General features: G+C 60.7%; 13 protein-coding genes. 10 read left to right on the top strand and 3 right to left on the bottom strand.

Annotation, left to right across the window (positions count from 1 at the left end; genetic code table 11):
* The first annotated feature begins 10 nt into the window (after positions 1-10).
* The 7 genes from BMON_RS01760 to BMON_RS01730 all read left to right on the top strand — a co-directional run bounded on the left by BMON_RS01760 (position 11) and on the right by BMON_RS01730 (position 8,171).
* Positions 11-760 carry a polyprenol monophosphomannose synthase gene (locus tag BMON_RS01760; protein ID WP_033512452.1) on the top strand — a complete coding sequence of 250 codons (750 nt, stop codon included), beginning with the start codon at positions 11-13 and terminating at the stop codon, positions 758-760.
* Between the two features lie 78 nt (positions 761-838).
* Positions 839-1,642, top strand: coding sequence for a DeoR/GlpR family DNA-binding transcription regulator (locus tag BMON_RS01755; RefSeq protein WP_033512346.1), 804 nt, complete (start codon positions 839-841; stop codon positions 1,640-1,642).
* Positions 1,643-1,644: 2 nt separating this feature from the next.
* The gene (gene galT, locus BMON_RS01750) at positions 1,645-2,904 is read left to right on the top strand and encodes a galactose-1-phosphate uridylyltransferase (RefSeq protein ID WP_033512347.1); all 1,260 of its coding nucleotides are present in this window, start codon (positions 1,645-1,647) and stop codon (positions 2,902-2,904) included.
* A 38-nt stretch (positions 2,905-2,942) separates the two neighbouring features.
* On the top strand, positions 2,943-4,241 hold the full coding sequence (gene galK, locus BMON_RS01745) for a galactokinase (protein WP_051917793.1): 1,299 nt from the start codon (positions 2,943-2,945) through the stop codon (positions 4,239-4,241).
* A gap of 79 nt (positions 4,242-4,320) precedes the next feature.
* Positions 4,321-5,538 (top strand): thiolase family protein, encoded by a 1,218-nt coding sequence (locus tag BMON_RS01740; protein WP_081882763.1) that lies wholly within the window; start codon positions 4,321-4,323, stop codon positions 5,536-5,538.
* Between the two features lie 46 nt (positions 5,539-5,584).
* Positions 5,585-6,943 (top strand): 3-hydroxy-3-methylglutaryl-CoA reductase, encoded by a 1,359-nt coding sequence (locus tag BMON_RS01735; protein WP_161786317.1) that lies wholly within the window; start codon positions 5,585-5,587, stop codon positions 6,941-6,943.
* Between the two features lie 13 nt (positions 6,944-6,956).
* Positions 6,957-8,171, top strand: a complete 1,215-nt coding sequence (locus tag BMON_RS01730; RefSeq protein ID WP_202805432.1) for a hydroxymethylglutaryl-CoA synthase — start codon at positions 6,957-6,959, stop codon at positions 8,169-8,171.
* A 433-nt stretch (positions 8,172-8,604) separates the two neighbouring features.
* Here BMON_RS01730 and BMON_RS01725 read toward each other — a convergent pair whose 3' ends face one another.
* The 3 genes from BMON_RS01725 to BMON_RS01715 all read right to left on the bottom strand — a co-directional run bounded on the left by BMON_RS01725 (position 8,605) and on the right by BMON_RS01715 (position 15,355).
* The gene (locus tag BMON_RS01725; RefSeq protein WP_051917754.1) at positions 8,605-10,236 is read right to left on the bottom strand and encodes a DEAD/DEAH box helicase; all 1,632 of its coding nucleotides are present in this window, start codon (positions 10,234-10,236) and stop codon (positions 8,605-8,607) included.
* A gap of 352 nt (positions 10,237-10,588) precedes the next feature.
* A complete protein-coding gene (locus BMON_RS09835) occupies positions 10,589-13,906 on the bottom strand; it encodes a glucodextranase DOMON-like domain-containing protein (RefSeq protein WP_152595747.1) in 3,318 nt (1,105 codons plus the stop codon).
* 336 nt (positions 13,907-14,242) lie between these two features.
* Positions 14,243-15,355: a LacI family DNA-binding transcriptional regulator gene (locus BMON_RS01715; RefSeq protein ID WP_237745284.1), complete on the bottom strand. Its 1,113-nt coding sequence runs from the start codon at positions 15,353-15,355 to the stop codon at positions 14,243-14,245.
* A 105-nt stretch (positions 15,356-15,460) separates the two neighbouring features.
* On the opposite strand from BMON_RS01715, the gene BMON_RS01710 reads away from it, so the two are divergent.
* From BMON_RS01710 to BMON_RS01700, 3 genes are all read left to right on the top strand, one after another.
* Positions 15,461-17,089, top strand: coding sequence for a type 2 periplasmic-binding domain-containing protein (locus tag BMON_RS01710; RefSeq protein WP_033512348.1), 1,629 nt, complete (start codon positions 15,461-15,463; stop codon positions 17,087-17,089).
* Between the two features lie 129 nt (positions 17,090-17,218).
* Positions 17,219-19,039, top strand: a complete 1,821-nt coding sequence (locus BMON_RS01705) for an alpha-glucosidase (RefSeq protein ID WP_033512349.1) — start codon at positions 17,219-17,221, stop codon at positions 19,037-19,039.
* Between the two features lie 2 nt (positions 19,040-19,041).
* The gene (locus BMON_RS01700) at positions 19,042-20,016 is read left to right on the top strand and encodes an ABC transporter permease (RefSeq protein ID WP_081882762.1); all 975 of its coding nucleotides are present in this window, start codon (positions 19,042-19,044) and stop codon (positions 20,014-20,016) included.
* Positions 20,017-20,037: the final 21 nt, after the last annotated feature.

The raw sequence follows: 20,037 nt of genomic DNA, 5'->3' as shown, positions 1-20,037 counted from the left end.
GGTCAGGCCGATGAGTGAGGCGTCGCCTATCGGTGGGGCGGCGTTGACCTGTGTGGTGATGCCGACCTACAATGAACGCGAGAACTTAGGCATGACCTTGCGCGACGTGTTCGATCACAACCCCGGGGTCGAGGTGCTCGTGGTCGACGATGCGTCTCCGGATGGTACGGGGGAACTCGCCGAGGCGCTCGCCCATGCCGACCGGAGGATCCATGTGTTGCACCGCGAGGACAAATTGGGACTCGGGCCGGCCTATGTCGCCGGATTTCGATGGGCCCTGGAGGCCGGGTACGCGGTGGTCTGCGAGATGGACATGGATGGTTCGCATCGGGGATGCGATCTGGCCGCGATGCTGTGCCGTCTGCGCGATGACGACGCTCCGGATCTGGTGATCGGTTCCAGGCGGGTGGCGGGCGGCAGCACACAGGGCTGGTCCCGGTGGCGCAACATGGTGTCGACCGGCGGCTCGTGGTACGCGCGCGCCATGCTCGGTCTGCCGGTGCGCGACATGACCGCCGGATTCCGCGCCTACCGTGCGCAGATGCTGCGTCGGATTGATCTCGGGGGCATCCGGGCCAACGGATATGTCTTTCAGATCGACATGACCCGCCGGGTGGCGCGGGCGGGCGGGGTCATCGTTGAAGTGCCGATCGTCTTTCCCGACCGGGTGCGCGGAACGTCTAAAATGACCATGGGCATCGTGGCCGAGGCCATGCTGGCGGTGTCCGGATGGGGTCTGGACAGGCTGTTGCATCGTTAGCGGCGCAGCCTGGGGCTCTGCCGAGCTGTCACCCTCTGGTTGTTTGCCTTTTGCGCGAACATGTGCGATAATGTTCGAATGATATCGTCACAGCGTCAACATTTGATTCTCAGCCGGTTGCGTACCCGGGGGGCTGTGCGCATCACCGCCCTGTCGAAGGAGCTCGAGGTCTCGGCCATGACCATACGGCGGGACATCGCGGAACTCGCCGACAAGGGCCTGCTCAAGCGCGTGCACGGCGGGGCCGTGAGTACCAGCACGTTGCTGAGTGAACCCCTGTTCTCCGTCAAATCGCAGATGGACATCGGCCTCAAGGACTCCATCGCGCGCGAGGCGGTGAAATACGTGGCGCCGGGCGATGTGATCGCCATCGGTGGCGGCACCACCGCCTACGTCTTCGCCCAGCACCTGCTCGAGTCACAGCATTCCGCGGGTATCACCATACTTACCAACTCGATTCCCGTGGCCGAACTCGTGCAGGCCCTCGAATCCAAGGATGTCGAGGTGATCGTCACCGGTGGCGTCATCACCCGCTCGAATTCCCTCGTGGGACCCATCGCCGACAAGGTCATCGAATCGTTGCGGGTTAACACCGTGTTCTTGGGCACGCATTCCGTGTCCATACCGAGGGGTTTTCTCATGCCCAACTCCTTGGAGGCGGCGACCGACATGGCGATGATGGACATCGCCGATCGCACGGTCATCCTCACCGATCACACGAAGTGGAGTTCCACGTCGCTTTCCCTGTTCGCCCGTTTCGAGCAGGTGGACACCGTGATCACCGATGATGGGCTCGACCCCGATTCGACCGCAAGAACCCGCGACCTGGTCCAGCAGTTGGTGCTGGCCCACCGCAACAACCAGATGCAGGAAGGTGAATGACCATGTCGTCATTTCAGTATTATCAACCAGACCGCTACGCCCAACAGCACATCCGCATCACGCCGACCACGCTGGCCGATGGTCGCGAATTCTTCTATCTCGACGACGACCCCGTGTATGTGAGCGGTGAGAAGACCCGCGAACTGCATGATCCCCGCCGTCTCGCCCCGCGCTTCGCCCCGCACCTCGACGCCGACGGTCACGAGGTCCCCTACGCCGCGCCGCACATGCGCCGCGACCCGCTGACGGGCGACTGGATCCCCATGGCGACCGCACGCATGAACCGGCCCATCACCGCCGGCGCCGGCGCCACGGCGAGCGGCAACCCTCTGGCCGCGCGCAAGCCCGGCGACGCGTATCAGGACGGCGAGGTGCCGGACACCGATTACAACGTCGTCATCTTCGAGAACCGCTTCCCTTCGATGGTCCAGGTGCCCGGCGTCTCCGCCGCGGTCTCCGGTGTCGACGGCAACCCCTTGTGGGAGCAGAAGCTCGCGGCCGGTCGCTGCGAGGTCATCTGCTTCGACCCCGATGAGCACGGGTTGCCTGCTGACCTGCCTGTCTCCCGTCTGCGCACCGTCGTCGAGGCGTGGGCCTTCCGCACCGCCGAGATCTCACATCTCGACGGCATCGAGCAGATCTTCCCCTTCGAGAACCACGGTCGCGAGATCGGCGTCTCCCTGGCGCACCCGCACGGGCAGGTCTACTGCTATCCCTTCATCGCCCCGCGCATGGAGAGCGAGCTGCGGCACACCGAGGCTTACCACGAGCGCACCGGCGGCAACCTGCTCAAGGACATCATGGATTCCGAGATCAACGCGGGCGAGCGCATCGTCATGCGTAACCACAGCTGGGTCGCCTACGTACCGGCGGCCGCACGCTGGCCCCTCGAGGTCCATGTGGCGCCCGTGCGCGACGTGCTGACCCTGGACGAACTCGACGATCAGGAGCGTTGGGACCTCGCCCAGATGTACTCCACGCTGCTGCGCCGCGGCAACGCCTTCTTCGACACCGGTGACGGCAAGGGCATGGATCTGCCGTATATCGCCGCGTGGCACCAGGCCCCGATCCACGACAAGCGTCGTGAGAACTACCGGCTCAACCTCCAGTTCTTCTCCTTCAGAAGGGCCGCGAACAAGATCAAGTATCTCGCCGGATCGGAATCGGGCATGGCCGCCTGGATCTCCGACACCACCCCGGAGCTCATCGCACAGCGATTCCATGAGCTCGGCGCCATCGACCTCGACGCAGCGCGCGACTGAATCGCCCTTAGGGAAGGATCATCATGACCGATACCACCATGAACGGCGCCAACGGCTCCGCAGCCGACGCCGCGCAATCCCATGCCGGCGATCCCGTCGAATTCATCGAGCCGCTGAGCAGCAACGAAGGCGTCTGCCGTGTACAGAGGCTGTTCGCCGACACCTACGGCGAGGAGCCGTCCGGCGTCTGGTCGGCGCCCGGGCGCGTGAACCTCATCGGCGAGCACACCGATTACAACGCCGGCCTGTGCCTGCCCATCGCATTGCCGCACCGCACGTTCATCGCGGTGAAGCCCCGTCACGACGATACGGTCAGACTGGTCTCCGACGTCGCCCCGCAGTCCGTCAGCAGCAACAGTCTGGACGGACTGGCAGCCGGTGGCGTGCAGGGATGGTCGGCGTATCCGGTCGGCGTGGCCTGGGCGCTGCGGGAGGCCGGGTTTGCCGGTGTGACCGGATTCGATGCGGCATTCGTTTCGTGCGTGCCGCTGGGTTCCGGGCTGAGCTCCTCGGCCGCCATGACGTGCTCCACGGCGGTGGCCCTCGACGATCTCGCCGGCCTCGGCTACGGTTCGAGCGACGAGGGACGTGTAACCCTCATCAAAGCCGCCATCAGCGCCGAGAACAATATGGCCGGTGCCTCCACGGGCGGCCTGGACCAGAACGCTTCGATGCGATGCACTCCGGGGCACGCCCTGCTCCTCGACTGCCGACCTGAACTCAATGCGGTGCAGAGTGTGTCGCAGCAGCCGTTCGATCTCGCCGCCCACGGCCTCGAACTCCTGGTCGTCGACACCCGCGCGCCCCATCAGCTCAACGACGGGCAGTACGCCGAACGGCGCAGCATGTGCGACCGTGCCGCTGAACTGCTCGGCGTGGCCAATCTGCGCGTCAGCGCCGAAGCGGTGGAACATGCGGCGGATCCCGAGCAGGCGCTCGCCGATGTGCTGGGGAAGCTGCCCAAGGAGGTCATGCGTCGTCGCGTACGGCACGTCATCACCGAGATCGGCCGCGTTCGTGAATTCGTCGCGGCGTTCGGCGAAGGCGACATCACGAAGGCGGGGGCGTTGTTCAACGCCTCCCATGAATCGCTGGCCAAGGACTACGAGGTGACCGTGCCCGAGCTGGACGTGGCCGTCGCCGTGGCCCGTGAGCACGGTGCCTATGGTGCCCGCATGACCGGCGGTGGTTTCGGCGGGTCCATCATCGCCCTGGTCGATCGCGGCCGGAGCCAGACCGTCGCGCAGGCCATCGCGGATGAATTCGCACGTCGCGGATTCGCCTCCCCGAGGGCCTTGGCTGCGGTCGCGGCTTCCAGTGCCTCACGGGAGCGGTAGCCGGAACCTTCTGGTGAAGAAATGGGGCGAACCCATCGGTCGGGGCTGATGCCGACGGCTCCATGCGGGTATCCTGCGTATGCGCGGAATATCATCCGCCGATCAGGAAGGTGCCATGGCCTCGTCATCGTACGATCACACATTGCATGATCAGGGAATCGTCATCGCCGCCGCGTATCGCAGCCCCACCGGCAGGTTCCGGGGGAGTCTGGCCTCGCTCGATGCGGTTGCTTTGGCATCCGCACTGGTTCAGGAGGCGTTGCAGCGTACGGGCGTCGACCGAGGTGCGGTGGACCAGGTGATCCTGGGCAACGTACTGTCGACCGGTCTGGGGCAGAATGTCGCCCGACAGGTCCAGATCGATGCGGGATTGCCGATCGAAGGCACCGCCATGACGGTCAACCAGGTCTGCGGGTCGGGACTTAAAGCCGTGCGGTTGGCCCAGACGGCCGTGCTCATGGGCGACGCCCGTGTGGCCCTGGCCGGAGGTGTGGAAAGCATGTCCGGAGCACCGGCGTTCGCGGCGCGACGTGGCAAACACGACTTCGACACCGCGCACTGGCGCGACACCTTGACCAACGACGGGCTCAACGACGCGTTCGGCGATTACGCGATGGGGGTGACCGCCGAGAACCTCAACCGACTTTTTCATCTTGATCGCATCCGCCTGGACCGCTACGCGCTGGATTCGCAACGCAAGGCCGCTGCGGCCCGGCGCCACGGCTGGTTCGACGAGGAGATCGTGCCGATCAACGGGCTCGACTACGACGAGGTCATGCGCTCGGATTCTAGCCTGGAGGCCTTGGGTGCGCTGCCGCCGGCGTTCGGTGAGGGTGGCCTGGTGACCGCCGGCAACGCTTCGCCGTTGAGTGACGGCGCCAGCATGGTGCTGGTCACCACGCTCGCCGAGTCCACGCGGTTGGGTCTGGAGCCACTCGCCCGTATCAGCGGGTACGCCGAAACCGGGTACCGCCCGGGCCTTATGGGGTACACCCCGGTGTTGGCCATACGCCGGCTGTTGGAACGCCTTGGCCAGCAGGTGTCGGACGTGGATCTCTTCGAGGTCAACGAGGCGTTCGCCAGCCAGGCGTTGGTGGTGCGTCAGGAACTGGGCATCGACGAGGAGCGGTACAACGTCTCGGGCGGGGCCCTGGCCCTAGGGCATGCCCTAGGCTCCTCCGGGACCAGGATTCTCACGACGCTGCTGCACGTCATGCGGCGTACCGACAGTCACCGCGGCGTGGCCGCGTTGTGCATCGGGGGCGGCCAGGCGGTCGCCATGGAGGTCGAACGGTGAACACGACGCGCGGGCGCCGTGGCATGGGACGGAAGGGATGCCAGCGGTGAAATTCTATGAACTCGACACGTCTCGGCGGTTGCAGATGCTCGTCGACGAGGGCCTCATCGATGAACGGGACCGGGCGACGCTGGCCCCGTCCAGGGCGCTGCCCGAGGATATCGGCTCGCATCTCATCGAGAACCACATCGGCGCCTTCCCTGTGCCGCTGGGTCTGGCGGAGCACTTCCTCATCGACGGGCGCGCCCTGCGTGTGCCCATGGCCACCGAGGAGCCTTCGGTGATCGCGGCCGCGGGCAATGCGGCACAGCGTGTGGCGCGCAGCGGCGGTTTCCATACGCGCGCGTCGCGTCGGGGCATCGTCGCCCAGATCGTATTCCGACAGGGTGATGGTGTCGGTGGCGATGCTTCGGGCAATCGTTCGGGGGGTCGTTCGGGGAAGCGTGGTCTGGCATCGTTCCTCGCGGCGCACCGGCGGGAGATCGGGGATGTCGCCGATCGCGCCCATCCGACGTTGCGGTCCCATGGCGGCGGTCTGTGCGGCATCGAGGTGCGGCGCACCGGCGAATTCGTCGAATTCGACCTGCTCATCGCCACCGGCGAGGCGATGGGGGCCAATACGGTCAACACCATCGCCGAAGCGGTCGCCGCCTATCTGTCGGCGCGACTTGCCGGATTCGATCTGCTCATGGCCATCCTCTCGAACAAGGCCGACGACCAGCGCGTCCACGTGGAGGCGAGGATCGCCGCTGCGGACCTCGCCACGTCCACCATGCCGGGCGACGAGGTCGCCTCACGCATCGCGGCCGCGGCACGGTTCGCGGAACAGTCGGACCTGCGCGCCGCCACGCACAACAAAGGCGTGATGAACGGCATCGTGGCCGCCGCGCTCGCCGCCGGCAACGACGTGAGGAACGTCGTCGCGGCGGCCTATGCCGACCTCGACGCCGAACAGCGCACCTGGACGAGTTGGAGGGTGGCCGATGGCGGGCTGTGCGGTTCGATCGACATGCCCATGCCGATAGGCGTGGTCGGGGGAGCGGTGTCGACGCTGCCGGTCGCGCGGCTGGCCATGACGATGCTGGGTCATCCGGGGGCCGATGAGCTCATGGGCATCATCGCGAGCGTGGGGCTGGCGTCGAACCTGTCCGCGATGCGGGCGTTGGTGACCCAGGGCATCCAGGCCGGGCACATGCATCTGCAGCTGCGCAGTCTGGCCATGACGACGGGCGCGCAGGGTCGGGAACTCGAGGTCCTGACGCGACGACTGCAGGCCGACCCGTCACGTGCGAGCCTGGAGCGCGCGCGGGTGTCGCTTGACGCGATACGAGCCGAGCACGCGTCGAAGGGCGAGGCTTCGGCGGGACGCGTACATACGGCCGATGGCCGGGAAATGATTGAGTGAAAGGCGCAAGAGTATGGGTGGCGATTCGGACAACGGCATGGACGTCATGAACGAGACCGGGGCACAGGTCCCCGTCGGCATCGACCGCATGGCCTGGTACACCCCGAACCATTTCCTGGATCTCGATGATTTGGCCCGGGCCCGGGACGTCGACCCGGACAAGTACCGCACCGGCATCGGTCAGCGCCGCATGGCGGTGCCCACCCTCGATCAGGATATCGTCGCCATGGGCGCCAACGCCGCTCAGCGGTTGCTGGACGGTGTCGATACCCGACGCATCGGCCTGCTTATCATGGCCACGGAGAGCGGAATCGATCAGTCGAAGGCGTCGGCCCTGTTCGTCCAGGAGATCCTGGGTCTCGGCCATGATATGCGGGCCATCGAGATCAAGGAGGCGTGTTACGGCGGTACGGCCGGTCTGCAGATTGCGGCGGACTACGTCCGGGTGCATCCCGGCAGGACCGCGCTGGTGATCGCCGCGGACATCGCGCGGTACGGCTTGCGCAGTGGGGGCGAGGTGACGCAGGGGGCCGGTGCGGTCGCCATGCTGGTGGCCCGGAGCCCCCGGTTGATGCGGCTCGAGCCCGAGTCGGTCTGCCGCAGCATGAGCGTCGGCGACTTCTGGCGGCCGAACTACGCGACGGAGGCGATGGCCAAAGGCAAGTATTCGGAGCAGGTGTACCTGCGTATGGTCGATGACATCTGGCATGCATCGAAGGGCCGAGGACTCACGCGTGAGGAGGGACTGGCGGCGCTGCTGTTCCATATCCCGTTCACGAAAATGGGACGCAAGGGGCTGCGCAGCCTCGAGACGCAGCTCGATCCCGATGTCTATGCTCGGCTGACGAGACGGTTCGAGGCCGCCATCGTGTACGGACGCGACGTGGGCAACATCTACACGGGGTCGCTCTACCTCAGTCTCATCTCGCTGCTCGCGAATGACCCCACCTTGGGTGAGGGGAACCGCATCGGACTGTTCAGCTATGGCTCGGGCGCGGTCGCGGAGCTCTTCTTCGGCGTCCTGCAACCTGGATTCCGCTCGGTGCTTGATGCCGAGGGCGATCGCGTTCTGTTGGAGGGGCGCCAACGGCTGTCGCTCGAGGGTTATGAAACGATATTCAGCCGTTCCCTGGTCACGGATGGGTCCACTCAGGTGCTGGAACAGGGCGACCCACACGCCCCGCATCGTCTGGTGCGGCTTGAACGCCACGAACGCGTCTACCGCTGACCGGAGCAATGCGTTCTGTCGGTGCTAGACGCGTTCGTGATGTCGGGAATACCGACGAGGACCGGCTGGTTGGCCTGCCCGCGCCCCATGCCGGCGCAGTCTCGGTGGATTGGACCCCATTCGCCTATGAAGTTGAGCCGGATTGGGTGGACCATTCACTTTGTGTAGTGTTTTTCAAGTAGCCGCGAAAAGCGGGAAACCAGGAAGGGCTATATACCGCGGATCCGCAACATTGCGACGGGCTGAGCAACGGCGATCTCCTCGCCATTGACTACACAAAGTGAAATATGGGGGTTCCGAAGGGGGTGGTCGAACCGCCGACGCATGGACCGAAACGGGTTCATGCGTCGTACAACGTGCTTACGGCAGGCAGACAATGGCCATGGAATAGACCAGAAAGCGGTCCAAGGCCCCATTGGGGGCCGTTCTTGACTTAATCCCGGCTATAGCGTGACGAGCTGTGGTCGCGACCGGAGTCATTGCCGTTGCGGTGCGAGCCGTAGCCGCCTTTCGCGGAACCCGCGAAATCGCGGTGCGCGCGGTGATGGCGTTCGTCGCGCGACTTGGCGCGATCGCTGCGGCCGTCGAAGGGTTTCGACCAATCGTCGGCCCGCTCCTCGCGATCCGTGTTGCGACCGTATCCGCCGCCGCGACGTTCGCCGGTACCATGGGAACGCGAGGGGCGGTTGCGGTTGCCGCCGTCGCGATCGTCGAAGCGACGGCGACGGTGGCCGCCGTCACGACGATTCTCGCCGCGGTCGCGACGGTCGTTACGACGGTGGTTGCGGTGCCGGGCGGTGAAGTCCTCGAGTGACCATCCTTCGACTGTGGGTGCCGGTTCGCCGATCAGATCCTGCAACTGCTCGGATTCCTCATCGACGCGCACGGCGTGGCCGTTGATGCCCGCACGGTGCAGCATTTGCAGGGTGCGACGCTTCTGCTTGGGCAGGACGAGCGTCACCACGTCGCCGCTCTGGCCGGCCCGGGCGGTGCGACCGGAACGATGCAGGAACGACTTGGGGTCCTGCGGCGGATCGATCTGCGCGACGAGTTCCACGCCACTGATGTCCATGCCCCGGGCCGCCACATCGGTGGCCACCATTACATGGACCTCGTCGGAGCTGAAGGCACGCAGATTGCGGTCCCGCTGCGCCTGCGAGAGGTTGCCGTGGAGCTGAGCCGCGGGGATGCCCTGTTGGATCAGCGAATCGGCCAGTTCCTCGGCCTGGATCTTGGTCTTCGTGAACAGGATGCGCTTGCCGCTGCCGGAAGCCAGCGCCTCGACGATCTTGGGCTTCTGCGCGGAGGTGACCTGGAACACGTGCTGGGTCATGGTGGAGACCTGGGCGGTTGCCGAATCGATCTCGTGGATCTTGGGGTCGTTGAGGAAGCGGCGCACCACGGTGTCGACGCCGTGGTCGAGCGTCGCGGAGAACAGCAGGCGCTGGCCGTCCTTCGGCGTCAAGTCGAGCAGTTCGGTGACGTCGGGCAGGAAGCCCATGTCGGCCATCTCGTCCGCCTCGTCGAGCACCGTCACTTCGATGTCCTCGAGGCTGACGCGGCCCTGATTGATGAGATCCTTGAGCCGTCCGGGGCAGGCGACCACGATATCGACGCCGCGGCGCAGATCGTTGGTCTGCCGGCTCTGGCGCACGCCGCCGTAGACGGTGGTCGTGTGCAGGCCGCAGCTGCGGGCGAGCGGAAGCAGCACGTCGTTGATCTGGTTGGCGAGTTCGCGCGTCGGGGCGAGGACCAAGCCGTGGGGGCGGTTGGGCGCCGACTTCGGGCGGATGCGCGAAATCAGCGGCACCGCATAGGCCAGCGTCTTGCCCGAACCGGTGGCGCCGCGGCCGAGGATGTCGCGGCCTTTGAGGGAATCGGGGATGGTTTCGGCCTGGATGGGGAAGGCCGTGACCTTCTCGTCCTTGCCCAGGGCCCGGACGAGGGTGTCGGGGACGCCGAGTTGCGCGAAGGTGATCGAGGAATCGTGCGGATCCTCGGCGACCTGGCTGTCGTCATGAATGTTGGGTGTCTGTGTGGTGGGTGTCGTCGAAGAGTGAGACATTCGTACCTTTCAGGATACTGTGAGAACGCGTATGTGCGGCCCGTCCGATGGCGGGTCGTGGTGAATCGCATGAAGATATGCCGTGGAGACTCGCGATTCATACGTTCGGCGCTCGGTGGCGCTCATCAATCGTGTATCCCGAAATAAACAATCTGGCGATGCCGAGATTGTTCTACGTCATCCCGGACCAGCTTTCGACTATACACAACGCCACTGATAAGCGAAGGGCCCCGATATGCGAACGGCACTGATATGCGAACGACCCCGCCCTCGGTCCGCAATGGAACCGGGAACGGGGCCGTTCGTCTACGTGTGGTGACGAAACAACACTATGACGTCATCATGTTGGTTGTCATGACTGCCTCCGGTGATTCATTCGCATGCGGATGCCCGCGGCGCCCAACCCGACAAGCAGCATGGCGAAGGCCATGACCACGAGGCTTGTGGCTCCGGTGTTGGCCAACGTGCGGGCTCCGGTCGTCGTGGCGTCGGCTCGTGCGGAGCCTTTCGTCTGCGAACCTTGTGACGGGGCATTGGTGGTGTTGTCATGGGTGTCGTTCTTGGACCCGTTCGTCCCACTGGGGGAGCCGGAATTGTTCCCGTTGTCGGTCGAGTTGTGATCGTCTCCGCCCTGTTGAACGGGGTCGAGGTTCAGGAACGGGAGGACGGCTTTGTCGTGCTGCAGGCTGAGCAATTCGGCCTGGCTGTCCTTGCCGGTGAAGGCGTCGATGGCGTTGGTGTCCGTGGTCACGCTGTCGAAAGGCGTGTCACTCGTCTGGTCGCCCAGACCGCCGACGAAGCGGAAGTCCATGGCTACCGGGCAGTCCTTGGTCGGGGTGTCATCCGGGCATTCGCCCTGGTAGACGGGGCGGACGTTGCCCACACCCTCTCCGCTTTCCGATGAACTGTACATGGAGACCTCATAGCCGGCCTTCTTCAGATCGATATCGCCCAGATCCGAGGCTGGTACAGAGGTGACGATAGTGGTGCCGTTGAGCACGTTAAGCGTCACCGGCTTGGCGTCGGAGGGCTTCGATGTCGGATCGTAGATGCCGCTGTTGTATCCGCCGTCATAGGATCGGCCATCGACCACTATCGCCTTGGTCCATGCTCCGTCGGCGAAGGTGTTGGTGCCTGGCATCAACGCGGTGGGCGTGGCATTGGACCGTGCATCCTGATCCCTCAGGTAGATATTGAGTCTCTGCGTGCTCATGCCATTGCCACCCCAAGGGTTGTTGATGAAGCCGGCGACCGTGGTGACGAAGCGCACGGTGTCCCCGTCCTCGAATACGCCGAACTTGGTCAGATCGAAGCTGCCTTTGCTGAAAGCGCCGTTTGAGGGGTACTTGTAGCTTCCGGGACCGTTGTCGTCACCGGTCGGGTCTGTCAGTGACCCGACTTGGGTGCCGTAGGCGTAAACGGTGTATCGCTTAACGTTCAGTACGCCGTTGGAGCCGGTGGCAACGACCCGAACACGGTTCGAGACCCCGGTGAGATGCAGGGAAGCCGCGAATGTGCTGTCCTTGAGCGTGGCGGGCACGCCGGTGCCGTTGACCGTCACGCTGACTGCGTGCGCATCACTCGTGCCGCGAATGCCCACCGTGCGTGACGAGACGGTGTCGCCGTCCTTCAATCCGTCGACTGTGAGTCTCGGTGCCGTTCCCGTCGCTGCGCCGTCGCCCGTGGCGTCCCAGTGGTCATACAGGTCGGCGTCGAAATCCAGCCGTCCCAGTTCGTCCGACGCCCAGTTGTCGCCGGCCTTGAGGATTGTCTCCCCGCCGACCGTGTAGTTGTGCAGCAGCAGGCCCGCATGGTCCTTTGTCTGGTTGCCGATGGTGACGCGGTTGCCTTGGCCATCGGTGAAGGCCTTGAACAGATTGGATTGCCCGGCTGGATCGACCTTGTTCCATGCGCCGATATGCAGTCCGTCGATGGTGACGTTTTTGGTGTTCTGCATGCTGTAGATGCGAATGGCGCAGTTGACCATGCCCTCGACGTTGGTGTTCGATATCGTCAGTCCGTCGATGCTCTGCGTGGTGTCTCCCGTGGACGTGGATGAACCGTCTAGATACGACGACGCCGCGTTGATGACGCAGGTGTTGGTTTTCGTATCCTTCCAATACATGCGGTTGTGGATGACGTCGGTGTTGCTCACCCGCACGTTCGAGATGGTGCGTGGCGACCATCCCCATTGGAATACCGGTCCGTTTTCGTTCTTCCAGACTACGTTGTTGTCCACGGTGACGTCCGGGTGATAGAGCTTGACGACATCGTCATTGGAGTGCAGGAAGGAATTGCGCATCGTGCTGCCCTTGTACAGTTCGAGCCCGTCGGTCTGCCAGTACCATCCGCCGACCTGCTGATAGTTGTTGACCGTCATCTTGAAGTCGCCTTGCTCGTTGCCGTACATCACGAAGGTGTGGTACGGAGGGTTGGCCACGGTGACGCCGTTGAGCAGCAGATTCTGTCCGGGGCCGGATTGCGGCGATTGGAACTGCAGCATCTTTACGCAGGAGCTCCAGCATTGGCTGTTGCCGGAAAGGTGGTTGTAGTCGTTGTTGGTGTCGGCCTCATAGACGTACTGTTCGCCGGAGAGTACGCCGTAGCCGGTGACTCTGAAATCGGTCTGCGCGGTTGAGAGGAATTTGAAAGCTCCCTTGACATAGGCGCCGGGCGCCAGGTAGACCCAACGGACGTTGGCCAGCTGTGCGCGATACTTGCTGCCCATGTAGTAGGTCCCTGGAGCGAAATACAACGTGTCGACCGTACTGGGCAGCTTGTCGAGCAGATCCTGTCCCAAAGCTCCCGGTCGAGGGCTGTAGACGTTGCTTGCGCTGGTATCCGGTACCTGTTGTGCGCTCTGCTGCGCGTTGAGGATCGGCTGGGCGAAGATGAGCATTGAGTTCTGTGGCTCGGTTTCCACCTCACTGGCGCCGTTCGCGTTGCTGGTGGTCAGTACCCCGGAGATGCCGGAGTTGTCGTTGTACACCGTGGTCAGCTGCGGGTCGAATTCGACGGAGAAACGGTAGCCGGCGGTGCTGTAGGGAACCGTGATGCGCACGGTGTGGTCGTTGACCAGTTCCTTCTTGAAGTTGTCGGTGGTCGGCCTGATCGTCACCTGATCCGCGTTGGTGATCCGCTGACCGCTGTCCAGGCTGACGTCGACCTGGGCGTCCTGAGAGTATTCGAAGCTTGACCAGGACATCGTCATCTTGGCGTTGGAGGCGAATTCCGCGCCGTCCTGTTCATCTGTGGCGTAGCCGGGTGTGCCGTTTCCGCTGCGGGGGACGCTGATATAGGTGAATGAATCGTAGTAGGTGTCGGGATCATTCGAGGAAGCCACCATCGTGCTGTAGAACGGCGACTGACGCACGGTGCCGTCGGATATCGGGCCTGTGGCATCCTTCGTGGCATTGTCATGCCACCAAGTACGCAGGGAGAGCGTATTGGCCACATGCGGCGTTGCCGTGCTGCGCCGCTCTGCGCTCTGCCGTGCAGTGGTTGACTGGGATGCGGTGGGCTGTGCAATGTCCGCGGCGCCGGTGTCAGCTGCGGCGGGAAGGACGGGTGCGAACAACATCGCCGCCGCTATGCCTCCGGCGAGCCAACGGATCGCATGGGCGTGCGATCCGTGACCGTTGTGCAATGCATTACTATGCTGTGATTGCATATGGGATACCTCCGTATCATCGTTGATGGGAATTCAGCCCGTGGGGAATGTGCCATTTGGGCTGTCTCCGAGTGTATCCAAATGAAAGGAAATTGCAAATTTGCTGTATAGATACACAATTATTCCAGAACGGAGACTGGTAGTTTTCACCACGTGTCCATCGACACGTCTGCCACGGCAATCACGCGATGGACGCTCGTGGCGCGTCTGACGGTGTAACGGAGGTCTCGGCAGGCTGACGTACGAGCTATACGAAACGCTTCCGTGCCTCGGTGTCAGCCCTTGATATTATGTGCGGTGAAGCTGCTATGCGATGTTCACGGCGACTGTTGATGGTCAAGCCCGAGGCGCGCAACGCCCCGTCGATTCGCGCACGATGAGTTCCGGTTCGAAATACAAGGTATCCCGCCGTTCGGCGATTTGGTGGTTGTTCATCATCGCCACGATGCCGTTGACTACCGACTGGCTGATTTTGCCCACTGGTTGGCGCACGGTGGTGAGTGACGGTGAGATCGTGCTCATTTCAAGGGAGTCATCGTATCCGGTCACCGATATGTCGTCGGGGACCGACAGCCCCATGGATCTTGCGGCGCGTATGGCTCCGAGCGCCAATTGGTCACTGGCGCAGGCGATGGCCGTTGCGCCGTGTTCCAACAGCGTGCGCGCCGCCATCCGTCCGGATTCCAAGCCGTATTTGGTCCACTGCGTCAGCGAACTTTCGTGCTTGAGTCCCTGGTCGGCGAAGAATCGCTGTGCGGCATCGTATTTGCTCACGGTGGGGTAGTGGTTTCTGTCGCCCAGCAGCAGGCCTATTTTGGTATGCCCCAGATCGGTGAGATGACGAAGCGCCATGGTCATGGCCGCTTGATCATCCGTACTGGCGTAGAGCCCGTTCATGTCACGCGCGCCGCCGTTGAGGAAGGCACAGGGGATGTTGCGCTCAGAAAGGGAGCGATAGATCGAGAGATTTGCGTCGCGAGTGTCGTAGATGCCAGCGAGGAAGATCGCCGCGCCGATAGGCTGATTTTGCAGCATGGTGAGGAATTTCGATTCCGATGCGCCTGAGGGCGTATAGGTACAGACGACGGTGAGCAATTCGTGCTGGGCAAGCAGCGTGACGAATTCAGTAATGAATTCGGGGAAAATCGGGTTGGATAGATCAGGTGTGATTAATGCGATAAGGCGTGTTTCACTGCGATGCAGACTCTTTTTGGACATGCCCATGGAAGAAAGGGTGTCGAGTACCGTCTTTCTCGTGTCTTGCGACACGCCGGGTTTGCCGTTGATCACGCGCGATATGGTGGCTTGACTCACCCCTGCCTTTTGGGCGATATCCGCAAGTTTCGTAGCCATGGTGTCCTGTTCCGTCTGTTTCAAAAGTTCGTCGTTGTATTCCCTGTACAAAAAAGTGTAGGCGCGAACCGAGACGATTCTGGAATTATTTTGCAAATTTGCGAAACGAAATCATCTGCGATACACTCTCTTTTGCCGAAGTGAGATGGTCGGCCCCTTGCGACTACGACGTTGCGAGGAAGATCAAAGAGGAGATTTCACATGATGAAGAAAAGTGTGGTTTGGAAGGTCGGGGCCTTGGCGTGCGCGTCGCTCGTGACCTTGGCCGGATGTGGAAGTGGATCGTCCGGTGCCACCGAGAACGGCAAGCCTGTGGTGACTGTTGCGGTTACTAAAGATGCCCGTGCAGAGAAGATGGAAAAGATGGCGTGGACCAAAGATCTGCAGAAGGATTGCGGTTGCACCATCAAGTGGCAGGAAGTTGCCGGCTCATCATGGGATCAGCAAAAGAAGGCGGCTCTTGCCGCTGGTGAGGTGGCAGATGTCACCATTGGTGGTTATGGTGCCGGTGACATGGGCCAGTACGGCAGTTTGTTCCTAGATTTGAAGCCGGAACTGAAGAACATGCCTAATCTCTCGAAGATGTTCAAAGCCGAGCCGTATTCCAAGGTGATTTCGACTGGTACCAACGGCAAGATTCAGGGCGCCCCGACTGTTGATCGCCCGACGACGGCTCGTACCAGCAATCATATGTTCATCAATAAGCAATGGCTGGACAAGCTTGGTCTCAAAGTCCCGACGACTTGGGCTGAGCTTGAGACGGATTTGAAAGCGTTCAAGACGCAGGATCCGAATGGGAACGGCAAGGCCGATGAGGTCCCGATGGACTTCAACTCCCCGAGCACCGGTGGTTTCGGTTTGTTCTCTCCGAATGTCTTGCTCGCCAGCCAAGGTATCGTTGTTCCGAATGGCGCGTTGGGCATGTACGCTCAAGATGGCAAGATCAAGAACTACCTTACCGATTCTCGCTATAAGGACCTCATCACGTATATGCACCAGCTGTGGTCTGACGGCGTGATTTCCTCTGAGGCGTTCACGCACGACTGGTCCAAGTACACCGGCACAGCGAAGGGGAACGGCACTACTGCAACTGTTGGTTTCACTTGGATGTGGACGCCCTCGGATATCTTTGGCACAAAGATTGCTGACCAATATGTGACGATTCCGTCGCTAAAGGCCTCCGATGGACAGTCTGAGACCCCCGTTTGGGCCTATAACGGAGATGAATTGGCTTATAAGGCGGATACGATCGTCGTGTCGTCCGCCGTTAAGAACAAGGAAGCCGCATTGAAGCTCGTCGACGCTTTCTACGCTCCGGACATGTCTATCCAGGCCCGTTACGGTGCCTTCGGCTCTGCCGTTAAGAAGAATGCAGTGAATGATTACAAGGTTCTTGATGCTCCTGCTGGCCAGAACGTCTCCGATTGGCAGTTCTATCAGTCACTCTCTGATGGCGCTCCCGGTTGGATCAGCGATGACATGAAGCTTGAGCTCCCGGCTGCCCAGAGTGAGGTCAAGGGAGTTGACAAGGTGTATGACAATGATTACAAGAACGTCAACTTCAACAAGGATGTTCTGTATGCGAATATGCCAATGACCGAAGAACAGACGAACACTATGAATTCCAACAACACCGGTATCACCCAGTATGCCATGAGCAAGTTCGCTACATGGGTTACGAAGGGTGGCGTTGACAAGGATTGGGATACCTACGTGTCCTATCTGAAGAAGAACAAGCTTGATGACAACATCAAGATTCAGCAGCAAGTCTACGATGCCTTCCAGAAGAACATGCATCTGATCGGTGTCAATCTGAATGACCAGAACTGATTCGGTCAGCAACGGTGTTCAGTAGATGATTGAACGCGGGGAGCGGTGAACCAAGTAACCGTTCCCCGTATTCATGTAGTGACTAGTGAGATTGGCGCATGAGATGCGCAACCCAGATTGAAGAGGATCATGACTACCAGGCAACGGCATCAGGTGCCCGATACCATCCACACAAACGGAGCTACCCCGAACCCGTGGTGGGCCAACGCGGTCGTCTACCAGATTTATCCGCGTTCCTTCCAGGACGGCAACGGTGACGGATATGGGGATTTGAAGGGTATTACATCACGCTTAGGATATTTGGCTGATCTCGGTATCGACGCCATCTGGCTCAGCCCGGTATATCGTTCGCCGCAGGATGACAACGGCTACGACATCTCCGATTACCGCGACATCGATCCTCTGTTCGGTACGTTGGGCGATATGGATGTGTTGCTGGCAAAAGCCCACGAGCTGGGCATCAAAATCGTGATGGATTTGGTGGTCAACCACACTTCCGACGAGCATGCTTGGTTCCAAGCTTCGCGCGATAAGAATTCCTCATATGCCGATTGGTATTGGTGGAGGCCTGCACGAGCGGGTCACGAACCCGGGTCCCAGGGTGCCGAACCCAATAACTGGGGCGGTTCGTTTGGTGGATCCGCTTGGGAATTCGACGATCAGCGCGGTGAGTACTATCTGCACACGTTTTCCAAGAAACAGCCTGATCTCAATTGGGAGAATCCTGCGGTCCGGCATGCGGTCTATGACATGATGAACTGGTGGCTTGATCGTGGTGTCGACGGATTCCGTATGGATGTCATCACCCTGATTTCCAAACGTATCGACGGTGCGGGCCGTCTGCCCGGTGAGACCGGCAGCGAAATCGAAGACGAACCTGTCGGCGAAGAGGGGTATTCCAGTCCGTGGCCGTTCAGCATGGACGGCCCACGTCTTGACGAATTCCTCAAGGAAATGCGTCACGAAGTATTCGAAGGACGCGAGGGGTACCTTACCGTTGGCGAGGGGCAAGGGATTTCAACGCTGCGCAACGAGGCGGTAACCGATCCGGCCAATAAGGAACTTGACATGCTGTTCCTATTCGACCATATGGGTGTCGACCAGCGTGGTGCGAAGTGGAATATGGTGCCGTTGCATCTGCCCGATTTGAAGCGGGCGATGATCGAGCAGCAGGATGCCGTGAAGGACAAGGGCTGGGCCAGCCTGTACTTCAACAATCATGACCAGCCACGTTCTCTCTCGCGTTGGGGAGACACCTCGACGCCACAGCTTCGCATCAAGTCGGCCAAGGCATTGGGACTGCTGCTTCATATGCATAAGGGAACACCGTATGTCTATGAGGGAGAGGAGATCGGCATGACGAACGCCGGCTTCACCCGGCTGGATCAGTACCAGGATCTGGAATCGATCAATGCCTATCATCAGCGCGTGGATGAGGCCCATGTGCAGGACGCAGCATCGATGATGGACTCGCTCGCCCAAGTCAGCCGCGACAATTCGCGTACGCCCATGCAATGGGACTCCAACCGGTATGCCGGATTCATGCGTCCGGATGCGTCCGCGGAACCATGGCTGGCGGTAAACCCCAACAAAGCGGAGATCAACGTCGAAGCCGAGTCGAACGACCCCGATTCCGTGTTCTCGTTCTACCGACGGCTGATTCAGCTTCGCCATACAAATGACATTGTGGCCGCTGGAGAATTCGAGGCAGTCGATGTTGAAGATGAGTTTGTCTATGCTTTCACTCGGTCAATTGATAGCCAACGTGTGTTAGCCGTGGTCAATGTATCTTCGAGAACCGTACCGCTGCCGGTGGAGACCAGTCTTATGCTGGCCAGCGGAATTGAAGGTTCGAAGGTACTGATTGCCAACGAGGACAGCGATGCCCTTGCCAGCAGCATTGCCAAGGGAGAGCTTTCCCCCTGGACGGCATTTGTTTATCAGATTTAGGAATGGAGAGGAAACTCATGGATGCAACTAACAGTGGCTCCGTAACCACGGTGGGGGAAAACATCGGAGAACGGCGTCCTTCTATCTTCGCAAAACTAGTTGAACATTTTCGGCTTTACTGGCAATTGTGGGTGTTTGTTCTGCCCTCTATTTTCTTTGTCGTCTTGTTCGCCTACGTCCCCATGTATGGTGTGCAATTGGCGTTCAAGGATTTTGACTTTACCAAGGGCTTGACCGGTGGCAAGTTTGTGGGATGGATGTATTTCCAGAAGTTCTTCAACGACCCGTTGTTTGTTGAGATTATCGTGAACACCTTCCGCATAAGTATGTGGACTTTGGTGATGGGCTTTATCGCTCCAATTGTTTTGGCTTTGCTGATTAACCAGATCGGTAGTTCCAAGATCAAGGGCTTTGTGCAGACAATTACATACATGCCTCATTTTATTTCCACAGTTGTCATGGTTTCCATTCTGCAGATTTTCCTATCCCCAGGGACTGGGCTGCTTGGACGTTTCTTCGGTAAAACGAGTTTGATGGGCGATGCGAATGCATTTACACCTATTTACTGGATTTCCGAAGTATGGCAGCATGCCGGATGGAACTGCATCATCTATTTGGCTGCGTTGTCATCAGTTGATCTGGCATTGTATGAGGCAGCACGAATTGATGGAGCAGGGCGTCTTCAGTTGATTCGCTATGTGGATATCCCGACCATTATGCCGACCGTTGGTGTTTTGCTCATCTTGAATATGGGATCTGTTCTCGGTGTCGGTTTTGAGAAGATCTGGTTGATGCAAAACACGCTGAATATCGGTGCCTCCGAAGTTATAGCGACCTACACTTATCGGATTGGTATTCTTGATAACGAGTTTTCATATTCGACGGCTATCGGTTTATTCAATGCCATTGTCAATTTTGTGTTCTTGGTGGTAGCCAATGCTATAGCCAAGCGCGCCAGTAACACGAGCATCTTCTAGGAAAGGCGAGAAAATGTCATT

It is taken from the genome of Bifidobacterium mongoliense DSM 21395, from assembly GCF_000741285.1.
Classification (GTDB): Bacteria; Actinomycetota; Actinomycetes; order Actinomycetales; family Bifidobacteriaceae; genus Bifidobacterium; species Bifidobacterium mongoliense.
Note: the sequence above shows the minus strand (reverse complement) of the source record. Positions and strands in the feature narration are given on the sequence as shown.

Bases quoted from the DNA above. Each gene is read 5' to 3' on its own strand.
- BMON_RS01740 (WP_081882763.1), top strand. From the start codon at position 4,321: ATGCGCGGAATATCATCCGCCGATCAGGAAGGTGCCATGGCCTCGTCA.
- galK (WP_051917793.1), top strand. From the start codon at position 2,943: ATGAACGGCGCCAACGGCTCCGCAGCCGACGCCGCGCAATCCCATGCC.
- BMON_RS01705 (WP_033512349.1), top strand. From the start codon at position 17,219: ATGACTACCAGGCAACGGCATCAGGTGCCCGATACCATCCACACAAAC.
- BMON_RS01710 (WP_033512348.1), top strand. From the start codon at position 15,461: ATGATGAAGAAAAGTGTGGTTTGGAAGGTCGGGGCCTTGGCGTGCGCG.
- BMON_RS01755 (WP_033512346.1), top strand. From the start codon at position 839: ATGATATCGTCACAGCGTCAACATTTGATTCTCAGCCGGTTGCGTACC.
- BMON_RS01760 (WP_033512452.1), top strand. From the start codon at position 11: ATGAGTGAGGCGTCGCCTATCGGTGGGGCGGCGTTGACCTGTGTGGTG.
- BMON_RS01700 (WP_081882762.1), top strand. From the start codon at position 19,042: ATGGAGAGGAAACTCATGGATGCAACTAACAGTGGCTCCGTAACCACG.
- galT (WP_033512347.1), top strand. From the start codon at position 1,645: ATGTCGTCATTTCAGTATTATCAACCAGACCGCTACGCCCAACAGCAC.
- BMON_RS01725 (WP_051917754.1), bottom strand. From the start codon at position 10,236: ATGTCTCACTCTTCGACGACACCCACCACACAGACACCCAACATTCAT.
- BMON_RS01730 (WP_202805432.1), top strand. From the start codon at position 6,957: ATGGGTGGCGATTCGGACAACGGCATGGACGTCATGAACGAGACCGGG.
- BMON_RS09835 (WP_152595747.1), bottom strand. From the start codon at position 13,906: ATGCAATCACAGCATAGTAATGCATTGCACAACGGTCACGGATCGCAC.